This is a genomic window from Herbaspirillum sp. GW821-FHT09A12, from assembly GCF_059418325.1.
The window spans coordinates 255,836-276,195 of sequence record NZ_JBWKPR010000003.1 but is presented as its reverse complement, the minus strand read 5'-3'; the positions used below and the strand labels follow the sequence as shown (position 1 = coordinate 276,195).

The following is a 20,360-nucleotide window of genomic DNA, read 5'->3' as shown; positions in this document are numbered from 1 at the left end:
ACATTCGTCGTGCCAGGGCAGGCCGCATGAATGCGTCGAATGCGCACACCAACCATCGGTACCGGTTACGTTGCAAAAGAAAGGTATCAAAATGGTCCAAGGAACTACTCCAACAGCGCAGACACGGTCAACCAGCCCGGTCGGCGATGTCATCGAGATGACGAAAAATCCCACTACCGACTCTACTTTCACTTCCCAGCCGACAGCCAAGGCCGCGAAAAGCGATCTTTCAGGCAATCTTTCTGGAACGGCGAAGGGCAAGCAGAAGGCAACCGAACCCGTGGACGTTCTTCCTGTTTCGCACCTGCAGGCAATGGCTCCCGCAGCGGTTCCCCAACGGGTTCACGCCTTGAATTTGTGGGGGAAAGGTAAGGAACATCTTTTCCCATCGGCACCTCAGAATGTCCATCAAATATTGGGCGTGTACGAGCAAGCAATCAAAGAGGTACGGGAGTCCAAGCCGGTTAAGGTGGACAAGTACGATGCATTCCAAGCCAAGAAATCGAAGGCGCTCGACCTGGAATTCGAAGCTGCCCTGAAGACCAACCAGCTGCGGCAGTTGAAGGACGTTCAGAAACACACTGACGAGGCATTGGACGTGAAGGATCTCCCGGAAAGCGTGCGCAAGCTGGTCAAAGAAAGCCTGTCCGCTCTTTCTCCCGACGGACTCAAAGCGGCGGTGTCGGAAATGGAGAAAAGCGAGAAACAGGCCTGGAAGGATGTAGGTGCGGCTTGGGACGCAGCGTTGGTCGACTATCTGGATGCACACCAGCTGGACCGGAAATCATTGGAAAATGGTTTCAAGCGGGCCGGTTCGCCCGCCTATGCATCTCGTGTCGCCGCCCCGGCGATCTTGAGCGCTACCACCGCCATTCCCTCATTTATCCACCCGAGCTCTGCCGCAGGCCGCCTGGCGGTGACAGGCGCGGGTGCGCTGGCCACACTGGGCATCGCCGGGGTTGTTCAACCGCTCACCTATGCGGCGACCACATTGGCATCGGTCACGTGGTCGGACCGATTGTTCAACTACGCGGCAAATATCCAGAATCTGCTTGGTACAAAAATGATCGACGAGGTCGACAAGCAGTTGAAAGAAGTGAAAATCAATGCTGATAAGGCCTTGCAGGAGTGGCAGGCAGTGAAAGGAAGCGACAATGCCGTCGCAAAGAAAAAAGCACTACAAAAGCTGGAAAGCGCCACTGAGGAACTGGAAGCGGCAAATCATGAATATCTGTTGCGCGCCGATCTGAACCGGGTTTATCTGCAAGGGTTCCAGAATCAGGGGATTGCCAACGGCTTGAAGTATTACGGCAATCTGGTCGTGGGGCCGCTTGCAGCCGTATTGGGCGGCACCGTGGGTGGTAGTGCGCAGCTCGGCATCGCAGGTGCGCAGTTCGCCGCGCATATGATGATCTCGGGTGACGACGAAAAGAACAAGCAGTTGAGAATGTTCTATTTGCGTATGCGCGCATCCGGACCCCTGCCCGGAGAGGACCAGGAAGAGACGCTGAAAAAATTTCGCGATGAAATCCGCGATCCCTTCGAGGTCGCGGGAGGCGCGCTGGCACAGATATTCACTGCCCGCGTCGGCGAACTGGATACGGAAATAGCAAAGACGCTCAAGCTCGAACCGAAGCAATGGGCGATGGTTGTCAAGCTCAATGAATTTGAATCAGAAGGTCATGAGTCGGGAATTTTTGAGGGAGATATCGAGCGCGCCCAGGCACTGAGAGCCCAGGTAAATACAGCGATCAATGCGCTTCCTGAGGCGAAACAACAAAAACTGCAGGAAAAGATCAGCCTGCGAAACGATACGGCCAAAGACATTCCGCATGTCGCCAGCGGCACGCTGTCACAAGTATCAGCAAAAAATGAAGCGGAAGTGTGGCTTGGCTTTCAATTCACTCCGCCATCGTCCAGCGTGCTCGGCGGGCTGAAGGATTTCGTGACGGGACCCGTCAGCCCGGAATTCCGCATCGGGATGAAACAAGGGCTTGCCCGCATGAAACTGCCCCAGGAAGTGATGACGACCTATGGCCTGGCATTCTGGGCTGCATTCCAGCTGGGGATCTGCGGCGAAAATGGCCCGCTTATCCTTTCGAAGCTGGCCCAGGTCTTCATGGCGATCGACAAGTATCGGACATCCGGGGAGACGCCTGACGAAAAGGCAACCATCGCCTTGCAGTCGACGCTGGCCGCGGTCAATTTGATGGTCACCGCCGCGCTGATCTATTCGTCGTTCCGGCTGTTGAATATCGTTACGCACCCCAAGGGCGCAAGAGAAAAAATTGCCCAATTGGCCGGCGGCCGTAGCTCGGCGTCGAACACGACCTACCTGGGCGCCCTGCTGGCAGATCGTGAACCACATCGCGCGGAACGTACCCGTCCCGACGAGGGTTCAGGATTCCAGCGCACCGGTCTTCGTGCCGGTTTCGGAAAAGAACTGTGGCCAACCTTGGCCAAGCGGCTGGGGGTGCTGGCGCAGGAATCGATTCCCGCGGGTCATGCGAGAGAGCACTTTTTTGAATCAGTCGACACGGTCCATACCCTGAAGAAAGAAGTCGCACAAGCCGATCCAGCGTTGGCAGAAGAGATGGACAAGAAAAGCATCGAACTCATGGAGAACGTAGAAACGATGCACGGAGCGCTCCAGGACGCCGCAGGACCATCGACCACGGGTGAATTGCCTGGAGGGCGCGAACTGGAATTAACGACAAATCGCTGAGCGCAGCGTTGCGATGAGTTCGCTTCTGCGCATCATCTTGCGGTGGCACCGGCATCAGGTGCCAGCTTGCAGGGACTGATCGCAATCTCACCGCAAGCTGCCGGGTAACGCAATCGAAACGCGCGGTCGGCCACAGGCCGGCCGCGCTTTCCATTCGAGTCTCAGCCTTCAATGAGGATTGAAAATGGCAATCAAACAATTTTATCGATTCATCGACAAGCTCTGTGAGCTGGCGCATATTGCCCATCCGCAATCGCTGTACGAACGCGCCGACATCGAGGTCGATGACATCAAATTTACGCTGGTGGATGTGGGCAGCGACACCGAGCGCTACATGAATGTGTACTGTGATTTCGGCCCGTTGCCATCCGGACCGGATCGACTGATCGTGCTGTACCGGCTGATGGACCTCAATCTGGTCGGCTTTTCCAATAGACAACCGTGCTTCTCGATCGATACGACGGTAAATCATGTCGTGCTGATGGAGCGCGTCTCTTTCGATGCTGAGACCGCGCTCGATACGCTCAACGCGCTGGGAAAACTGGCAGCGCAGGCCAAGGAATGGCAGGCGACCCATTTGCTGCCCGGCGAGGAAGCGGTGTCCGGTAGTAGCACGGTCAAGCGTGGAGGAAGCGCGGCCTTTTTCAAAAACAGGTCGATGGCGAATGTCAGTGCTGCTGCCTGAGCCTGTATTGATGCCGCCAGCTTCGATGTTGTCGGACGTGTGAACTGGATCGCATGGCGAGCATCCCTTCTGGCGCTCGCGATACCACCGTGCGGGGCATATCTCTGCCGCAGGCGGCGATGACAACTGGTCAGCGTCAGGTACTTCCCGTTTTCTTCATATGCTTTATGAGTATATTTCCTATCGTAACTCGGTAATTTCTAGTGTGGGCGCCGCGGATTACACTGAGCTCGCGGCATAACGTAAGATCAATCCAATTATTCGGGCGACCACTTCAAGGGGAAAACATGAAATTCATCAGGTTGGCATTCATCACATCCATGGCGCTGTCTGCAGTCACGAGCGCAGCTTTTGCCGACAATCTGTCTTCGATTCAGAAGGCCGGCGTGGTCAAGATCGGTGTGCCGCAGGATTTTGCGCCATATGGGTCGGTCAATGGCGATATGCAATTGCAAGGCCTTGACATTGACGTGGCCAAGCTCGTGGCCAAGGGTTTGGGTGTGAAGGCTGAATTGATCCCCGTACCGAGCGCCAGTCGCATCGCCTACCTGCAGACGCATAAGATCGACATGATCATCTCCACCTTGGGTAAAAATGCCGAGCGTGAGAAGGTGATGGATTTTTCGCAAGGTTATGCGCCTTTTAACAACAGCGTCTTTGCGCCGGCAACGCTCCAGATCGCCGGTCCCGCTGATCTGGCAGGCAAGGCCGTGGGGGTGACCCGCAGCACGTTCGAAGACATCATGTTGACCGAGTCGGCGCCGAAGACGACCGTGTTCAAGCGTTATGAAGACAACAACGGACTGATCTCCGCCTACGTTTCCGGGCAGGTGCAGATCATCGGTACCGGTGACTTCGTGGCCTATTCGTTGGCCGAGAAGACGCCGGACAACAAGCCGGTCCTGAAGTACGTCATCAACGTCTCGACCTGTGTCGTCGGCGTCAACAAGGGGGAAGGCCCGTTGCTGGAGAAGATCAATGACGCGCTGACCGCGTCCAAGAAGAGCGGCGAACTCCAGGGCACCGTCAAGAAGTGGCTCAACGTACCGATGCCCGACAAGATCGCTAACGTCTACCAGTAGATTCACGGCGTAGCGGAGCCGCGCCCATCTTTAGCGTAAGCAGAGCGTTCACATCCGACTGACAATATGTCTTCGTGCATCGATGAGCAGATTCCCGCGGGCAAGAGATGGGTGCGGAAAAGAGGGGGGCGGTGACGCCGACGGGCGAGCCAGATCGGCTTGTGCGCGCACCGGCCGCGGCCGATCGGTTTTCATCCTCGTCTAATCGCGGTCTTGCGCGTTCGCGTCGGTGGACTGCATCTGCTTGAGATGCACCATGTAGCGGCTCAGCGTCGGATTGCTGTTGTCGGCACGATAGACGAAGGACACCGGATGGTGCATGGTGAGTTCCGGATGATCGATCAGCACCACACCTTCCGGGCAGGTATAGGCGGTCACATCGGAGACGATGGCATAGCCGAGACCGGCAGCGACCAGGCCAAGGATACTCAATACATCGCTGGCCAACTGGACCTTGCGCGGCACCAGGTTGACCGTTTGGCATTGGTAGTTGAGGAACTGGTCGTAGCCGGGCGCCACCTCGGAGGGGAACCAGATTGCCGGTTCATCGTTCAGCGCCGACAAGTTGGCTGGCACCTGACGCGCCAGCCGGCTGCCTCGCGGCAGCGCCAACTTGAGGCGGCATTCGAACAGTTGGATTTCGCCGAATTCGCGCGCCAGAAACTGGTCATTGGGCGGATATCGCCATGCCAGAAAACCCGCATCCAGATCACCTTCCCTGATCCGTTCCAACTGCCGGTCCGACAGGTTCGGTTCCAGCGACATGGCGATATGCGGTTCGGCTTGATGGAAGTTGCGCAGCGATCCCAGGATGCGCGGATGCCAACCGAAGTTGGGCGTGATACCCATACGCAGATTACCTTCCAGTCCTTCGGCCACACGAGCTATCCGCTGCCGCGTTTGCTGCAAGTCGTCCAGCATGCGGCGCGCATCGATGACCAACTGCTGCCCGGCGGCGGTCAGCGACGCACCGCGCACGCTGCGGTCGAACAATACCGCCCCCAGTTCTTCTTCCAGACCCTTGATCTGCCGGCTCAGCGCCGGCTGCGCGATGTGCAGTCGGCGTGCGGCCTCGGCCACGCTGCCGTGCTCGACCACACCGAGGAAATAACGAAGATGACGGAATTCCATTGCGGATGGCCTATATCAATTAAGTATAAATATTATATTTAAAAGGAATTTTTAAGTATAGAGCACAAGACCTATACTTTGGCACCAACTAAAAAAACGATTGGAGACTCTATGAATAACCAAGGCCATGGCCTGGATCCGAAGATGCAACGTCGCGCAGTGATCGCCGCAGCGATAGGCAATGTCCTCGAGATCTACGATTTCATTATTTTCGGTATCTTCGCGGTCGCGATTTCCAAGACCTTTTTCCCCAGTGGCGACGAATATGCTGCGCTCATGTTCACCTTCATGACGTTTGCCGCGGGCTTTGTGATGCGTCCGGTCGGGGCCTTGGTCCTGGGACAATATGCGGACAAGGTCGGCCGGAAGAAAGCACTGAGTTTCACGCTGGTGTTGATGGCGATCGGCACCCTTGTGCCGGCGCTCTGCCCGTCGTACGACTCCATCGGCATCACCGCGACCGTGATTCTGGTGCTGGGGCGTCTGCTGCAAGGCTTTTCGGCCGGCGGCGAGATCGGTAGCAACGTGGCCATGCTGGTGGAGAATGCATCGCCACGCAATCGTGCGCTGTTCAGCTCTGTCCAACAGATGGCTCAGGGCGGTGGCGTGCTGCTGGGGGGCATCGTCGGCTTTGTGATCGTCGTGGTCTATGGTCAGGAGCGCATGCTGCAGGACTACTGGCGCCTGGCATTCGTCGTCGGCCTGGTAATCGGTCCTGTGGGCTGGTACATCCGGCGCGTGCTGCCGGAAACCCCGGAGTTCGAACGAAGCGCGAAACAGGACCGGGTCGATTCCTTCCTGGTGGGGGTGAAAGCCAACTTCCGCGGCATTCTGACCGGTATTGCGCTCATGATCTTCTGGACCGTCGCGACGCAGGTGTCGAACTACTTCACCACCTATGCCGTACGTGAATTGAACATGCCGGTGGCGTCGACCTATCTCGGACAGATTGCGTCCGGCTTGACCTTGTTGGTGATCTGTCCTCTGGTCGGCATGCTGGCCGACCGCATTGGCCCCTACAAGCCGATGGCTTGGGGGGCGGGCCTGGCGGGCGTGCTGGCCTATCCATTGTTCAAGATGCTGGTCGCCACACCGACCTTGCCGATGCTGCTGCTTGTACAGATCGCCATTTCGATCACGCTGGGTCTGTATGCCGCGTGTGCGCCGTTGGTCATGTCCAACATCTTCCCGACGCGATACCGCGCCACCGGCATCGGCACATCTTATGCGCTGGGTGTGATGATCTTCGGCGGCTTGACACCAATGATCGTCACCAACCTGATCCAGATCAGCGGCGACAAGCTCGTCATCGGCCTGTATCTCACCGCAGCTGCGCTTGTGAGCCTGGCGCTGATCGGCGTATTGGGCCGGACGCAACGAAAAGCAGTAGCGGCCTGAGAGCGGATTCGCCCGGCGCTTTCACCTCAACCAACCTGAAGAGATACTCATGGATATCGTTAAAGATGGGCAGAAAGACTTGTCCAAGGACATGGATCTGGTGTCGATACGACGTCATCTGCACGCGCATCCCGAATTGCGCTTCGAGGAAAAACGTACCGCCGGCTTCGTTGCGGAACTGCTGCGCGAGTATGGTCTGAAAGTCGAAGAAAACGTCGGCGGCTATGGCGTGGTCGGCACCTTGCGCAAAGGCGCGTCGTCGCGCGCGATCACGCTGCGTGCGGATATGGATGCGTTGCCGATGCGCGAAGAAAACACCTTTTCCCACGTCTCCACCTGCACCGGGAAAATGCATGCCTGTGGCCACGACGGGCACACTACCATGCTGCTCGGTGCGGCCGCGCGCCTGAGCCGCGGGGTGGATTTCGACGGCACCGTGCATTTCGTGTTCCAGCCGGCCGAGGAAGGCGGCGCCGGCGCGCGCCTGATGATCGAGGACGGTCTGTTCGAACGCTTCCCGTCCGATGCCATCTTTGGTGTCCATAACTGGCCGGGCCTGCCGGCCGGCAGTTTCGGCGCGCGTCCCGGGCCATTGATGGCGTCGAGCAATACGTTCAGCGCCACGTTGATCGGGCGCGGCGCGCATGGCGCCCAGCCGCATCGCGGCATCGACCCGGTCGTCGCCGCAGCGCAGCTCACGCTGGCCTGGCAAAGCATCCTGACGCGCAACCTCAATCCCAATGATAGTGCGGTGATATCGGTGACGCAGATACATACCGGTACGGCCGACAACGTCATTCCCGAAAAGGCCACGTTGTCGGGCACCGTGCGCAGCTTCGACGCCGACACGCTCGATCTGATCGAACGCCGGATGCGCTCCATCGCCGAAGCGACCGGGCAGATGTTCGATCTGCACGTGGAGTTCAACTTCGAACGCCTCTATCCGGCCCTGGTCAATCATCCGGAAGAAACGCAACAGGCGATACAGGCGATGATGGCGGCCGTCGGTGCGGAGCAAGTCGATGCCGACACCGAACCGGCCTTCGCTTCCGAGGATTTCGCGTTTTACCTGCAGCACAAGCCGGGATGTTATGCCTTCTTGGGCAATGGCGTGATCGCCAGCGGGCAGCCGGCCGGGCAGCAGGCCACTTCGCGCGAATTGCATAGTCCGTTCTACGACTTCAATGATGACATCATCGATGCGGGCGTGGCGTACTGGATCGCCTTGGTGAAGCGTTACCTGGGCGTGGCTGCGTGAAGTTGCCGGTCATCGACCCCATGCTGCTGCAAAGCGCGGTGATGGGCAATGTCGCGCGCGAGGCGAGGTCGACACGGGCAGCCGATTTCGCGGCGTTGCCCTGGACCGAGATACTGGAGCGTGCGGCCCGTCTATCTGCTGTCTGCCAGCAGGAAGGTCAGGTGGCCGACTACATCCCGGCGTTGGCGCGCGTAGCTCCGGATCAGTTCGGCATTGCCGTAGCGACGCTCGACGGTAGCGTCTACTCGGTCGACGACGGCGATACCCGATTTTCGATCCAGAGTATCAGCAAGGTGTTTTTATTGACGATGGCTTATCGTAGCTATGGCGAATCCCTGTGGCAGCGGGTCGGGCAAAATCCAAGTACGAATCCTTTCAATTCGCTGATTGAACTGGAGCTGGAGCGCGGCATACCGCGCAATCCATTTTTGAATTCCGGCGCGCTGGCGGTAGCCGATGCGCTGCTAAGCCGAAATACCCATCTCGAAGCTGCGATGGTATCGCTGATGCGTGAACTGACCGGCAGCGCTGATATCAACTACGATTCGGAAGTGTTCAATAGCGAACTGCGCAGCTCGTCGCGGCACCATGCCGCAGCGCATCTGATGCAAAGCCATGGCAATTTTTCCAACGAGGTCAGTGAGGTGGTGCGCGCTTATTGCGCCAGTTGCGCCATCGAAGCTTCTTGCGTGGAGTTGGCGCGCGCGGGACTCTTCCTTGCCAATGGCGGGCGTGAGATTCAAAGCGGGCAGTGGCGTCTGTCGTCGCGCGAGGCACAGCGTGTCTGTGCACTGATGTTGACTACCGGGACGTATGAATATTCCGGCATGACCGCATTCGCCATCGGTTTGCCGACCAAGAGCGGCGTCGGTGGCGGAGTACTGGCTGTAATACCGGGGTGCGGCAGCATCTGCGCCTGGTCGCCGCGACTGGATGCGCGCGGCAATTCGGTGCGCGCGATGAAAGCGCTGGAACTCATTTCCAACACGGCTGGGCTATCGGTGTTCGCTTGATGACGCCGAAACGATACAGGGCGGGGATTCGCACGGCTAAAGCGGATCGCCCAGGGCCGATTTTCTTGCTTGATGCTGGATGTTCCTGGCTTGGTGGTGAATCCCTGATGGGATTCGCCACTTTTTTACCCGGATCTGCTTGCATCAGATGATCAGATGTCCCCGAGCGATGACATCGATGCCGGCGGCACCTCGTCGTTGTCGATCGGATCGAGCCGATAGCCCTGGCTATAGGCGGTACGGATGACCACGACGTTGCGGTTGTTGATCTGCAGCTTCTTGCGCAGCTTGTAGACGTGCTGCTCGATGGTGCGGCCAGCGATCTCGCTGTCGGTGCTCCAGATCACCGAGCCTAGCGTTTGCCGCGAAATGTAGACGCCGGGAGAGGAGAAAAATAGCCACGCCATGCTGAATTCGCGCGGCGTTAGCGAAATGGCGATGCCCTTGTAGCTGAACTTCGCGGTGTCGTGCTGTAGCAGGAAGCCGGCGTACTCGATCACACGACGATTATTCTTCGGCGCGCACCGACGCATCACCGCGTTGATGCGCGCGACCAGCTCGACCGGCTCGAACGGACGTTGCAGGAAATCGTCCGCGCCGCTGTCCAGCACGCGGGCGACCAGGTCGCTGCCGGACGCGCAAGAGAGGACCAGGGTCGGAGCCGAACCGCCGCTGCGCAAGCTCAGCCACGAAAGAATACTGTCTACATTGTCGACGCTGGAGAGAGCAATAATGACGAAGTCGAAAGTCTTGCGCTTCATCGTGCGCAGCAACGCCGTTTCTGTATCGAACTGCGTCGGCAGATGACCGACCCGGGTTAGCGCATTTCTAACCTGGTCGTAGACATGGGAATTGCGGATATAACATGCGATGTTCATCGGCGGACGATCGGTCTTTTTGTGGCCACTTACCGCTGCACAGGACATGCGCGCTGGGCTTTATAGAACAGTGCGGCTGAAAGTTCCCTCTGCATTTAGGGAGTAGTTATATTAGACCAAAATCCCTCGTTTTATTTAGGAAATTCCACGTTGCGGTTCTATTTCGCGTAAAACATTTCTGGAATGCGACACCGCTCACCGGTGACGCACGACGCCCTTTCCCTTGCGGTTCGGCTGGCATGCGACGCGCCTTGTTTTTGGGTATGCAAGGCACCGATGATGTACCACTCTGATCGGGGCATCCGGGCGGGATAGCCCGTCCCCGGATATCCCGCCCGCTGACAGATTTTTGGACAGGGCAGGGTGTCCATTGGCCCGGCGGCGATGGATGCGGCGTCGGGCCATATTGCGCACCACCGTTATTTGATCTCTTCGACCACGACCGGGGTCGCGCCATGCAACCCGGCATAGGTCTGGCCCAGCCATTGGTCGACCGGGTCATAGTCGCTCTTGGCGAAGTTCTTCAGCCGCTTGAGCATGTCCGTGGCTGAATTGGCCACATGGTCGCTCTGGCCCGGCATCAGGCGGCGCAAGCCACGCGGCGTGGCGGTGGCGCTCTTGATCTCGTTGCCCTTGACCGTGTAGCGGTTGCGGTTGGGATTGGGATAGGCCAGCGCCAGGAACGCATGTATCAGGTTGCCCGCGCGCAGGCCGGGGCCGGCGATGTTGACCGGCACCGCCCGGTACTGGCCCTGGTGCAGCGCCACCACATAGTAGCCATTGGGCCCGACGCCCAGCATCGGCGCGCGCTGGCTGTCGTAGGTCAGGTCGAAATGATCGTGCGTCTTGAGGAAGTGGCGATGCACCAGCGGCACCTGCTCGGTGCGCGCGCGGTTGTTATGGTCGATGCGCGAGCGCTGCTGCATGACCAGCTCGCCGCTGGCGTCGACCTCCATGATCATCATGGCCCGGTGCAGCGCCGAGCTCAGCACCCGTGCCATCAGTTCGCCTGGGAACGGTTTTCCCGGGACGAATGCGCGCCCGGGCGCGGGCAGCGTGAACAGGGTTTGCGGCGTCCAGGCGCGGATCTCCTGGATAGGGCGCTGTGCCGCCTGTTTCATGGTCGACCGGCGCGCGTCGTCGGCCAGTTTGTACTGGTGGTTGGGGCTGGCCGGATCGTAGTAGCCGCCCAGCCGCCGATAGATCTCGTGGGACACGTTGCGCACCATATCGTTGAGGTAGGGGACGACGGGGTGGCCGATCAGGATCGCCCCCTGGATGCCGATGCGAATCTGCGCCGGGCTCAGGGGCGAGGTGTAGGGCTCGCGCCAGCGCGCCTGCTCGTGCTCCTTCGGTTCTTGCGGGCCGCCATGGAAGTAATTCAGCGTGCCCCCGGTGAAGACCATCTTCCGCTGCGCGCTGTCGTACCGGTACAGTTGCGAAGTCTCGGGATGGCAGCACAGCGCGCCATCTTCGATATCCGGCTCAAGCGGTTTGCCGCCGGCTTGCGCCTGCAGGTACCGCATGTATCTCACCTCTGCCAGGAAGGTGTCGGCCACGCTGGTATAGAGCACCTGCCCCAGGTTGAATTCCTGGCTCTCTGCGGAGCTCATCAATTCGCCAGTCTTGCGTTTTTGCTTGATGTCGCGGTTGCTCTGCGGCGGCGGGTTATGGTCGATGCGATCGATGGTGGCCACCGTGCCCGGCATCAGCAGGCTCTCGACCTGTATATGCTCGGTCTGGCGCGGCACCGGCAAGGCGGTTTCCTGGCGGATCACCATATGCTGGCTGCGATCGATCGGCGCGGCGCCGTGGCCCAGCCCCTGCAGGAAGGTGGCCGTCATCTGGGTCGAGCTGGTGACCGACATGATCTCGCTCATGGCGACCACCGCGCCCTCGCCGATGAACACGGCGTCCTCGCCATAGCGCTCGCGCGCCTCCTCCTGGCGCGACTGCTCGATGTAATGGGCGTCGGTCACGACGCCCCGATGCACCACGTGCGCCGCCGGCTTGCCATGCAAGGCCATCAGGTTGACCATCAGCACCGAGATGGCGGTGACGAACTTGTCGCGCTCCCCGGTGACGTTGCCGCGATGGTTCATCGCCGCGATCTTGAACCACACGCCCGACGCCAGCCGCAGGTACTTTTCCTGGCCAGTCTGCGCCCAGCGCAACAGATAGTGGAACAGCTGCGATTCGAGCGAGTAGGCGTGCACCGAATGGTCGCCTTCGTCGAGCATGCGGTTGCTCAGTTGCAGGTACAGCGCATTGCTGTCTTCCACCCGGCGCGGCATGCCCGGCGCTTCGGCCAGGGCGCGCTGGATCTCCTTGACATAGGGCACCTGCGCATCGGTGAACGTGGTGTGGTCGCGCGGCATGCGTTCGGTCTTGGCGAATGGGGCGCCGGGCTTGGCGGTATGGGGCAGGGTGGCGGCGATGAAGTCTGGCGCCACCGCAGTGGGATAGATGATTTCACGGTTCTCGGCATAGGCCTGTGGAAAGCTCTTCATCAACAACTCGACCTGCTCGCGGATGCGCTGGGGCAGGTTGGCGCTGCTGTTGGACACCGCCAGGCTCAGGTCCGGCGGGGCGGCTGCGGAACCCTGCGCTTCATCCAGAGCGGCGGATGAAGCGGCGGGATTGCGCCCGGCGAACACGTCGGAGGCCGCGATCATGCCTTGATAGCGCTTGGCGACCGCATCCAGGTGCGCGGCCTGTTGCGGCGCGCTCATGTCATGGAAGCGGGCCGCGTCGCGTACCTGGGCCAGTTCGCCGGCATGGGTCTGGGGTTCATCCAGGTTGAGATGGTTGATGGCGCGCCGCATATGCTCCACGCCGCGCTTGAGCAGCACGGCAGTGCGGCGCAGTCCTTCGACGTCTTCCAGCTTGTCGCGGCCGGTTTCGATGAACCGCTCGCCATCGACCGAAAGCACGTTGATCGCGTCACGTATTCGCGCCACCAGGTTGTTGGGCGCATTCTCGCGCGCCAATTGGTCTTCGCCCGCGCGCGCATTGGCGCCGGCCAGCCCGGCTGCCGAGAATACCAGCCCGACCACGGGCAGCAGCCACTTGTCCGGGCCGCGCGCGCCCATGCGCGTGACGAACGCTTCCAGGAAGTTCTTGCCAAGATCGGTGTGGACATGCTCGCCGCTGCCAGTGTCGAGCGCCGGAACATCCGCGCCAAACACCGCGCCGATGGTGCGAAACACCAGGTCGGCGGCGAAGAAATCCATGGTCTTGTACGTCGCACTGAGGAGCAAATGGTTGGCCGGGTCGCCCGAGCGGCCACGCAGGAAATCCACCGCCGTCAACAAGGTCGCCACGCCGAGCAGGCTGGCGATGTCCTTTTCGTTGCCGCGCGGCAGTCCCATTTCCTTCTGGATGCCGTAGTTGACCAACAGGCGTCCCAACTCACCCAGGAAAGGCAGCATCGCCTCGTTGAAGACCTGGCCGCTGAATTTTTCACGGCCCTTGGCGGTGTCCTTGACGAAATTCTTGTAGGCGAAGCGATACGCCATGCTGACCACGTCCTGCGCCAGCACCGTGACGGCGATGGCGCCGGCCAGTGTCTTGGCGTCCACCAGCCCGGCGCCGGAACCGCTGAAGGGTTGCGCGCCTTCGAACAGCGCATGGGTCTTCTCGTCGCGGAAGGTGTTGATCAGCGAAGTCATGCCGTACACGGTGGCGGCCGTGACCGCGGCGCGCATGGCGGTGCCCAGGGCGGCGTTGGCGGTGGTGCCCTTGACGGCCGGATTCATGTCGTTGAGGATGACGTCGACCAGCGCATGCGAGGCCGCCGTGGCAATCCCCTTCAAGCTGTGGCGGTCCTTCAGGAATGGCCCGGCCGGAATCGCCTCGCCGGTCGAGACCACGATCATCGAGTTGGCGTAGCCGGGCAGGCTGCCGAACGGTCCGGTATTGGCGCCGCGCCAGCCGTAGGTCGAGACGTCGGAGCCGGGCAGCGGCGCGAGCGCCTTGACCGGTTCGCCGTGCTGGTCCAGCGGCGTCATCTGCAGGCCTTGCGGCGTGTAGACGAACTGATGCCGGTACTGGTCTTCGGTGCGCACGATCAAGGTCCGGTCGCGCGGTTTGTCGCGCATGAACTTGTCGATGACCTCGCGCATGGTCGCCAGCTTGACGCCGGCTACCTTGCCTGCCGGCCCCATGATCTCCACCCCGTGCTCGTCGAAGCCGGTGACCTCGGCGATGGCGCCGCCCCCCACATTGAGGCTGGCCGGATAATCGCCGTATGCGCGATGTTGCATCGGCCGCGCGCGGTCATGGTATTTCTGCTCGGTGATAAAGATGATGTTGCGGTTCTCGGGGCCGTTGAGGTCGCTGTAGCCAAGCCTGAAATCGCTTTTCTCACGGTCGTCGCCGCGATTGACGGCGGGGCGCGGGCCGAAGCCCTCGGCCATGTAGTTTTCTGCCGCGGCCCACGCGAACTGACGTGGAAACGGCGTCGCATTGAGCGGCACCGGCATGATGATGGTGTCGCTTTCATCGAGGCTGCGGCGGGCGGACAGCGAGGATTTCTTCGATAGTTCGAGCAGGTAGGTGCAGGCGTAGGTTTCCATCGCCGTGGGTTGCTCGTGCGCATCGGCCTTCTGCTTGCCTTTTCCCTTGTCCTTTCCTTTGCGGGCGGCGCTGGCCTGGTCCTGTTCTATCTGTATCAGTTCGGTACGGCGCTGATCGAACGCCAACAGGTCGCGGGCGCCCACGACACGATCCGAATAACCCTTCAGGAAATACAAATCGGTCTTGCCGTGTTCGTCGTCCACGCTGTCCTTGATGACCAGCAGGTGGATGGTGACGATGGAGGTGCGGAACTTGAAGGGAAAACTGGCGATGGCGACATGGTCGTTAAGTGAAGCCAGCAACACGCCGGCCGATGCCGATGCCACTTCACGTCCGCCCAGGGCGGCAATGATGCTGTCGAATTCGGCGCGCTCGACGCCGATCTCGCGCATGTCCTGGTGCAACTGGCGCAGCGCTGGCGAACGGCCGGCATGCGGCGAACTCAACTCGGCCATCATGGTCCGGCCGGGGGCGATTTCCATGTGCGGGTCTTCGGGGGCGTCGTGGTGCAGATGCGTCAACGCCAGCGACGGCTCGTGGGCAGGTTCGGCTTGCAGGTTCGGTGGACGCCTGTCGCGTGCGCGCGCGGCCGGCGTGTCGCCGGGCGGGGGCGTGGCGAGGTCGCGCAGTTCGTGCGTTTCGGCGGGTGCTTGGGCGGCGATGTCGAGCGCGGCCATATCGCGAATGGACGGGGAGGAGGTATTGATGTGGGCCATGATGAAATATCGATAGGGTGTAGGAGGGCACGCGTCGCCACGGGAGGTGGCGCTGCGACAGAAAAATTCTCCCGTGGGTAACGGTGCGCGAATCGATGTTCCGATGTCATCAAAATGTCATTCTCCGGTAATAAAAATAGGAAAAGTAATTCAACTATTGGAACGTACCAATATGGTGCGAAAAATCATTGTCTTGCCGATATGAAAGGTTGTTCTATTCACAGATAGCGAATTTTTATGACAGGCGTATTAAATTCTTTAACTAAAAAAATATAAAAATCTGGTACGTACCAGTTGTTGACACACGTTTTGTGCGATCGCATAATTCACTCCAATTTCACCGTCGGCAAAAAACGGATCGCAGGCCGGCGCGGGTGAGCTGATCAATGGAGAGATGGCGATGAGAAGCTGGGGCGAAACCGAAAAACGCAGGGCGCGTATCGAGATCATTCCGATGATCGACGTGATGATGTTTCTGTTGGTGTTCTTCGTGCTGCTGAGCCTGAACGTGATTCCGGCGATGGGCGTGAAGACCTCGCTGCCATCGTCTTCCAGCACCAGCGACCTGCAGACGCTGCACATCGCCCGCATCACGCTGGGCCTGGAGGGCGAATTGCAACTGGAGGGGCGCGACATCGCCGCTGGCGCACTGGTGTCGGGCTTGCGGCAACTGCAGGCCAGCGAGCCGTCCAAGAAGCTCACGCTGATCGTCAATGCCGACCAGAAGGTCGAGTTCCAGCGCGTGATCGACCTGATGGACACGCTCAAGGGCAATGGCTTCGATGCCATCTCTTTCGTGTCCAGGCGCAAGTGACGACGATGCAGATCCTCTACCGCCAGCGGGACTGGATCGCCATGCTGCCGGCGGCGGGGCTGGTGCTGTTTCTGGCCACGGCCGGCCTGCGCGAGCTCAAGCCGTTGACTCCCAAGGAAGAAACGCCGGTCAAGCTGGAGATCATCGACATGGCCCAACTGGAGCCGCCCAAGCCGGCGCCGCCGTCTCCTCCTGAACCTGTGCCGCCCAAGCCGCAGGCGCAGCCGGCTCGCCCGCAGGCGCCACCCAAGCCGGCGCCGGCGGCAGAGCCGGCCGCATCCACACCGGCGCCCACGCAGCCGGCAAGCAAGCCGATGCCAGTCGCCCCGACGCCGGCGGCCCCGGTGTCGACCGCACCAACGCCGGCGCCGCCGCCAGCACCGGCCGCGCCCAAGGCTGATGCCGAATTCATCGGCCGGGTGCGGGCTTACCTGAATTCGGTCAAGCGCTATCCGACCGGACGCGAAGCCAGCCTGCAGCGGCCGCAGGGCACGGTAAAGGTGTGGTTTGTCCTCAGGCGCGATGGATCGGTGGTGGAGATGGGGATCGAAGAGTCATCCAACTCGATGCTGCTGGACCAGGCCGCGCGCAAGAGCGTGGGCATGGGAAGTTTTCCGGCCTTTCCAGAGCAGTTCCGGCCGGGGCAGTCGCAACACCGTTTTGTCGTTGATTTGCAGTTCACACCTGCCGGAATCTAGAGCCGCTAAAAAACGCTGCTGGCAAGGCGCGCCGACACAGACAGTACGAAGGTACGGCAAGGAGGCGCAACGCGGCCAGCGGCGTTTTGTTGGCGGTTCTTAGGCATCCGGATCCATATGTCCGCGTATCCGGCGCGGCTACCAAGAACAAACCTATCGGGGAGTAACAACATGAAGTTGAAAGTCAAGAAGCTCGCGCTACTGGTGTCGAGCCTGTTCCTGGCGGATGCCACATTGGCCGTCGCCCAGGAAACCAGCGATCTCGGCCAGATCACCGTGCAGGGACAGAACCAGGCGCCCGGCGCCGGCCTGATCCAGCAGGACGACGCGCCCAAGGCGCGCAGCTCGGTCACCCGCGAAGCGATCGAGAAGATGGGATCGACCTCGACCGCGTTCCAGATGATCCAGAACCTGCCTGGAGTGTCGACCTTCGACCAGGATGGCACAGGGCTGTTCGGCGGCACGCTGCGGGTGCGCGGTTATAACGCCAACCAGATGGGGCTGACGCTGGATGGCGCGCCGCTCAACGACTCGCTCAACTACTCGATCAGCATTCAGGAGTTCGCCGATCCCGAGAACACCTGCGACGTGTTCCTGACCCAGGGCAGCGGCGACATGGAAGCGCCGCACGTAGGCGCCAGCGGCGGCAACCTGGGCATCAACACCTGTGATCCGCGCGATACGCTGGGCGGCAAGTTCAATTTCGCTGTGGGCGCCAATAACTACAACAAGCAGTTCGTGCGTATCGATACGGGCAAGTTCGCCGATGGACGCGCCAAGTTCTTTATCTCGATGTCCAAGGCGTCCGCCGACAAGTTCAAGGGCAGTGGCAGCGCCAGGCGCGAGCACGTCGATTCCAAGCTGGTGTTCGACTTCGGCGGCGGCAGCTATTCGAAGCTGGCCTTCTTGTGGAACAGGATGGACAACGCCAACTACCGCGCCGCCAGCAAGGCCGATCTGGCGCGCTTTGGCTATAACTACGAGTACGGCACCACGCCGCCCAGGCATCTGACGCCGGTGGCCGGCACGGCACAGAACGAAGCCACCGCCAACGCCGCCATTCTCAACAACTTCCAGGGTTTCAATAACAACCCGTTCGAGAATTACCAGGTGTCGATGGTCAACCACTGGCAGCTGTCGCCCAAGGCCAGTCTTGATTTCAACCCCTATTACATCTATGGCTACGGCACCGGCGGCAACCAGTTGATAAGCGTGTCGGAAGCGCGCGGCGCTGGCCTGCTGCATGGCGGTATTGGCGACATCAACGGCGACGGCGACACGCTCGACACCATCCTCGGCTATGGCAGCAACATCAGCCAGACCGATCGCTGGGGCGTCACCACCAAGGTCAACTACCAGTTGGCCAATCACAACCTGTCTGCCGGCCTGTGGTTCGATAGCGGCACCTCCAAGCAATATAGCCCGTTCGTGTCCATCGACAGCAACGGCAACAGTTCCGATTACTGGCTGCGCAATACCAGCGGCTACCTGAAGTATGCCGACGGCACACCCTACAACGCGGCCCGCAACTGGAAGACCAAGGTCGACGCGCACACCATTTTCCTGCAGGACAGCTTCACCATGATCAACGATCGCCTCAACGTGCAACTGGGCATCAAGCGCCAGGAGGTCAAGCGCAATTTCAATAACATCGCCAGCGGACTGACGGCGAACGGCAACGGCGCTGACTATACGGTCGACCAGACCTTTACCAATACGCTGGGCAACCTCGGCTTGCGGCTGCAATTGACCGAAACCCAGTCGGCCTTCTTCAACGCCGGCCAGAATGCCCGCGCGCCGGAAAACAATGCCAATACCGGCCTGGCCCAGACCAGCGCTTCGTCCAACTACACGACATCGATTGTCAACGGCGTGCTGGTGGCCCGCAATGCGGCAGGCGACGTGATTCCGGTGCGGATCGGCTCGCCTCGCGTGGGCGCCGAGAAGTCCAACAACTTCGATCTGGGATATCGCTACGCGGGTAGCCAGCTGACGTTCTCCGGTTCGCTGTTCTATGTCGATTTCCGCGACCGTATCGCCAGTCAGTACGACCCGGCGTCCAACCTGACCACCCAGTTCAACGTCGGCAAGTCCCGCACCTTTGGCCTCGAACTGGAAGCGGGCTACAAGATGAACGGCAACTGGAACCTGTATGGCTCGCTGACCCGTACCGATTCGAGCATGCTTGACGACAAGGTGGCGGTGCGTGCCGCCAACGGTACGGCGACCACCTTGTCGACTTCCGGCAAGCAGATGCCCGATACGCCCGACTGGCTTGGTTCGCTGGCGCTGCAGTACAACAGCGGCCCGTTCTATGCCACCGCGCAGGGACGCTATGTCGGCCGGCGTTACACCACATTGGTCAACGACGATGCCGTGGGCGGCTACACCCTGTTCGACCTCGGGGCAGGCTACCGTTTCAACAAGGCGATGTTCATGCAGAACCCGACCATCCGCTTCCAGCTGTTCAACCTTTTCAGCCGCAAGTACTTGAGCATGAACGGCCCCAGCGGATCGAGCTTCACCACCAATGCCAACGCCACCACCGGCACCAACGGCGCTGCCATTGCCGCGGCGTCGGCGCCAGTGTTCTATACCGGGGCGCCGCGCACTTTCCAGGTTTCGTTCAGCAGCGACTTCTGAGCCAGGCCTGATTTGTCCGATGCGCCGCGCGCTCAGCGGCGCATCCTTTACAAGGAATTCACATGAACGCCATCCAGCTGTTTCACGACCTGACCTTTTATGCGATGTATGCGGCCGCCGCGCTGGCGGTGTTTCTGATCGTCGAGCGACAGCTGTTTTTCTGGTTCGGTTCGCGCGACGCCGGAAAACTGCTGCATTCGATGAGCGCGCACACCCATTTCAAGCCGCAGCTCGATCCGGCCATGCTGGAACGCAAGACGGTGCCCGTGCAACTGGTGCGCGAAGCGCTGGAGGCGCACGCGGCGGTGTCGGACCAGACCCGGCTGCAAGACCTGGGCGAGGCCATCTATATCGCCGGCAAGTCGCGCGTCAATGCTCGCCTGTGGGTGCTCGACACCATCGTCACGGCCGCGCCGCTTCTGGGCCTGGTGGGCACCATCCTGGGCATCATCGATACCTTTTCGGTGTTGGCCTCATCCGGCATCTCGGATCCGTCGGGCGTGTCGAAAGGGATCGGTACGGCGCTCTATGCGACGGCGCTGGGCATCTCCATTGCGTTGTTCGGCCTGCTGTTCTATAACTATTTGCGGGAGTGCGCCGATCGCCTCAACGACCAGCTCAAGGAACTGCTGTTGCGCGCCGCCGGCGTGGAGCATGGCGAAGAACGGGAGAGCCAGACAGGACGCCCGGAACGGCATCCGATGCAGGCCGTGGGTTGAGATCCTGTTGGAAAGGCCGCGA

The 20,360-nt window shown here is 60.4% G+C and carries 13 protein-coding genes; 10 read left to right on the top strand and 3 right to left on the bottom strand.

The window, feature by feature from the left end; all coding sequences use genetic code 11:
* Positions 1-91 precede the first annotated feature (91 nt).
* The 3 genes from AC07N6_RS11350 to AC07N6_RS11340 all read left to right on the top strand — a co-directional run bounded on the left by AC07N6_RS11350 (position 92) and on the right by AC07N6_RS11340 (position 4,492).
* The gene (locus tag AC07N6_RS11350) at positions 92-2,725 is read left to right on the top strand and encodes a hypothetical protein (RefSeq protein WP_494781937.1); all 2,634 of its coding nucleotides are present in this window, start codon (positions 92-94) and stop codon (positions 2,723-2,725) included.
* Between the two features lie 184 nt (positions 2,726-2,909).
* Positions 2,910-3,410: a hypothetical protein gene (locus AC07N6_RS11345; RefSeq protein ID WP_494781936.1), complete on the top strand. Its 501-nt coding sequence runs from the start codon at positions 2,910-2,912 to the stop codon at positions 3,408-3,410.
* 287 nt (positions 3,411-3,697) lie between these two features.
* Complete coding sequence (locus tag AC07N6_RS11340; RefSeq protein ID WP_494781935.1) at positions 3,698-4,492, top strand: transporter substrate-binding domain-containing protein; 795 nt, start codon at positions 3,698-3,700, stop codon at positions 4,490-4,492.
* A 201-nt stretch (positions 4,493-4,693) separates the two neighbouring features.
* On the opposite strand, the gene AC07N6_RS11335 is transcribed toward AC07N6_RS11340, so the two are convergent.
* Positions 4,694-5,623: a LysR family transcriptional regulator gene (locus AC07N6_RS11335; protein ID WP_494781934.1), complete on the bottom strand. Its 930-nt coding sequence runs from the start codon at positions 5,621-5,623 to the stop codon at positions 4,694-4,696.
* 111 nt (positions 5,624-5,734) lie between these two features.
* Here AC07N6_RS11335 and AC07N6_RS11330 point away from each other — a divergent pair, with 111 nt between their 5' ends.
* The 3 genes from AC07N6_RS11330 (at position 5,735) to AC07N6_RS11320 (ending at position 9,292) form a co-directional block, all read left to right on the top strand.
* A complete protein-coding gene (locus AC07N6_RS11330) occupies positions 5,735-7,021 on the top strand; it encodes an MFS transporter (RefSeq protein ID WP_494781933.1) in 1,287 nt (428 codons plus the stop codon).
* A gap of 49 nt (positions 7,022-7,070) precedes the next feature.
* Positions 7,071-8,279, top strand: coding sequence for a M20 aminoacylase family protein (locus AC07N6_RS11325; RefSeq protein ID WP_494781932.1), 1,209 nt, complete (start codon positions 7,071-7,073; stop codon positions 8,277-8,279).
* A 95-nt stretch (positions 8,280-8,374) separates the two neighbouring features.
* Positions 8,375-9,292, top strand: a complete 918-nt coding sequence (locus AC07N6_RS11320) for a glutaminase (protein ID WP_494781987.1) — start codon at positions 8,375-8,377, stop codon at positions 9,290-9,292.
* A gap of 152 nt (positions 9,293-9,444) precedes the next feature.
* Here the strand turns inward: AC07N6_RS11320 and AC07N6_RS11315 are convergent, their stop codons facing one another.
* Positions 9,445-10,170, bottom strand: a complete 726-nt coding sequence (locus AC07N6_RS11315; protein WP_494781931.1) for a response regulator transcription factor — start codon at positions 10,168-10,170, stop codon at positions 9,445-9,447.
* Between the two features lie 419 nt (positions 10,171-10,589).
* Entirely contained in the window at positions 10,590-15,464 is a 4,875-nt protein-coding gene (locus AC07N6_RS11310) for a hypothetical protein (RefSeq protein WP_494781930.1), read from the bottom strand.
* A 400-nt stretch (positions 15,465-15,864) separates the two neighbouring features.
* On the opposite strand from AC07N6_RS11310, the gene AC07N6_RS11305 reads away from it, so the two are divergent.
* The 4 genes from AC07N6_RS11305 (at position 15,865) to AC07N6_RS11290 (ending at position 20,338) form a co-directional block, all read left to right on the top strand.
* A complete protein-coding gene (locus AC07N6_RS11305) occupies positions 15,865-16,278 on the top strand; it encodes an ExbD/TolR family protein (protein WP_494781929.1) in 414 nt (137 codons plus the stop codon).
* A gap of 5 nt (positions 16,279-16,283) precedes the next feature.
* Complete coding sequence (locus tag AC07N6_RS11300) at positions 16,284-16,976, top strand: TonB family protein (RefSeq protein WP_494781928.1); 693 nt, start codon at positions 16,284-16,286, stop codon at positions 16,974-16,976.
* Between the two features lie 171 nt (positions 16,977-17,147).
* Entirely contained in the window at positions 17,148-19,619 is a 2,472-nt protein-coding gene (locus AC07N6_RS11295) for a TonB-dependent receptor (protein ID WP_494781927.1), read from the top strand.
* Between the two features lie 62 nt (positions 19,620-19,681).
* Positions 19,682-20,338 carry a MotA/TolQ/ExbB proton channel family protein gene (locus tag AC07N6_RS11290; protein WP_494781926.1) on the top strand — a complete coding sequence of 219 codons (657 nt, stop codon included), beginning with the start codon at positions 19,682-19,684 and terminating at the stop codon, positions 20,336-20,338.
* Positions 20,339-20,360: the final 22 nt, after the last annotated feature.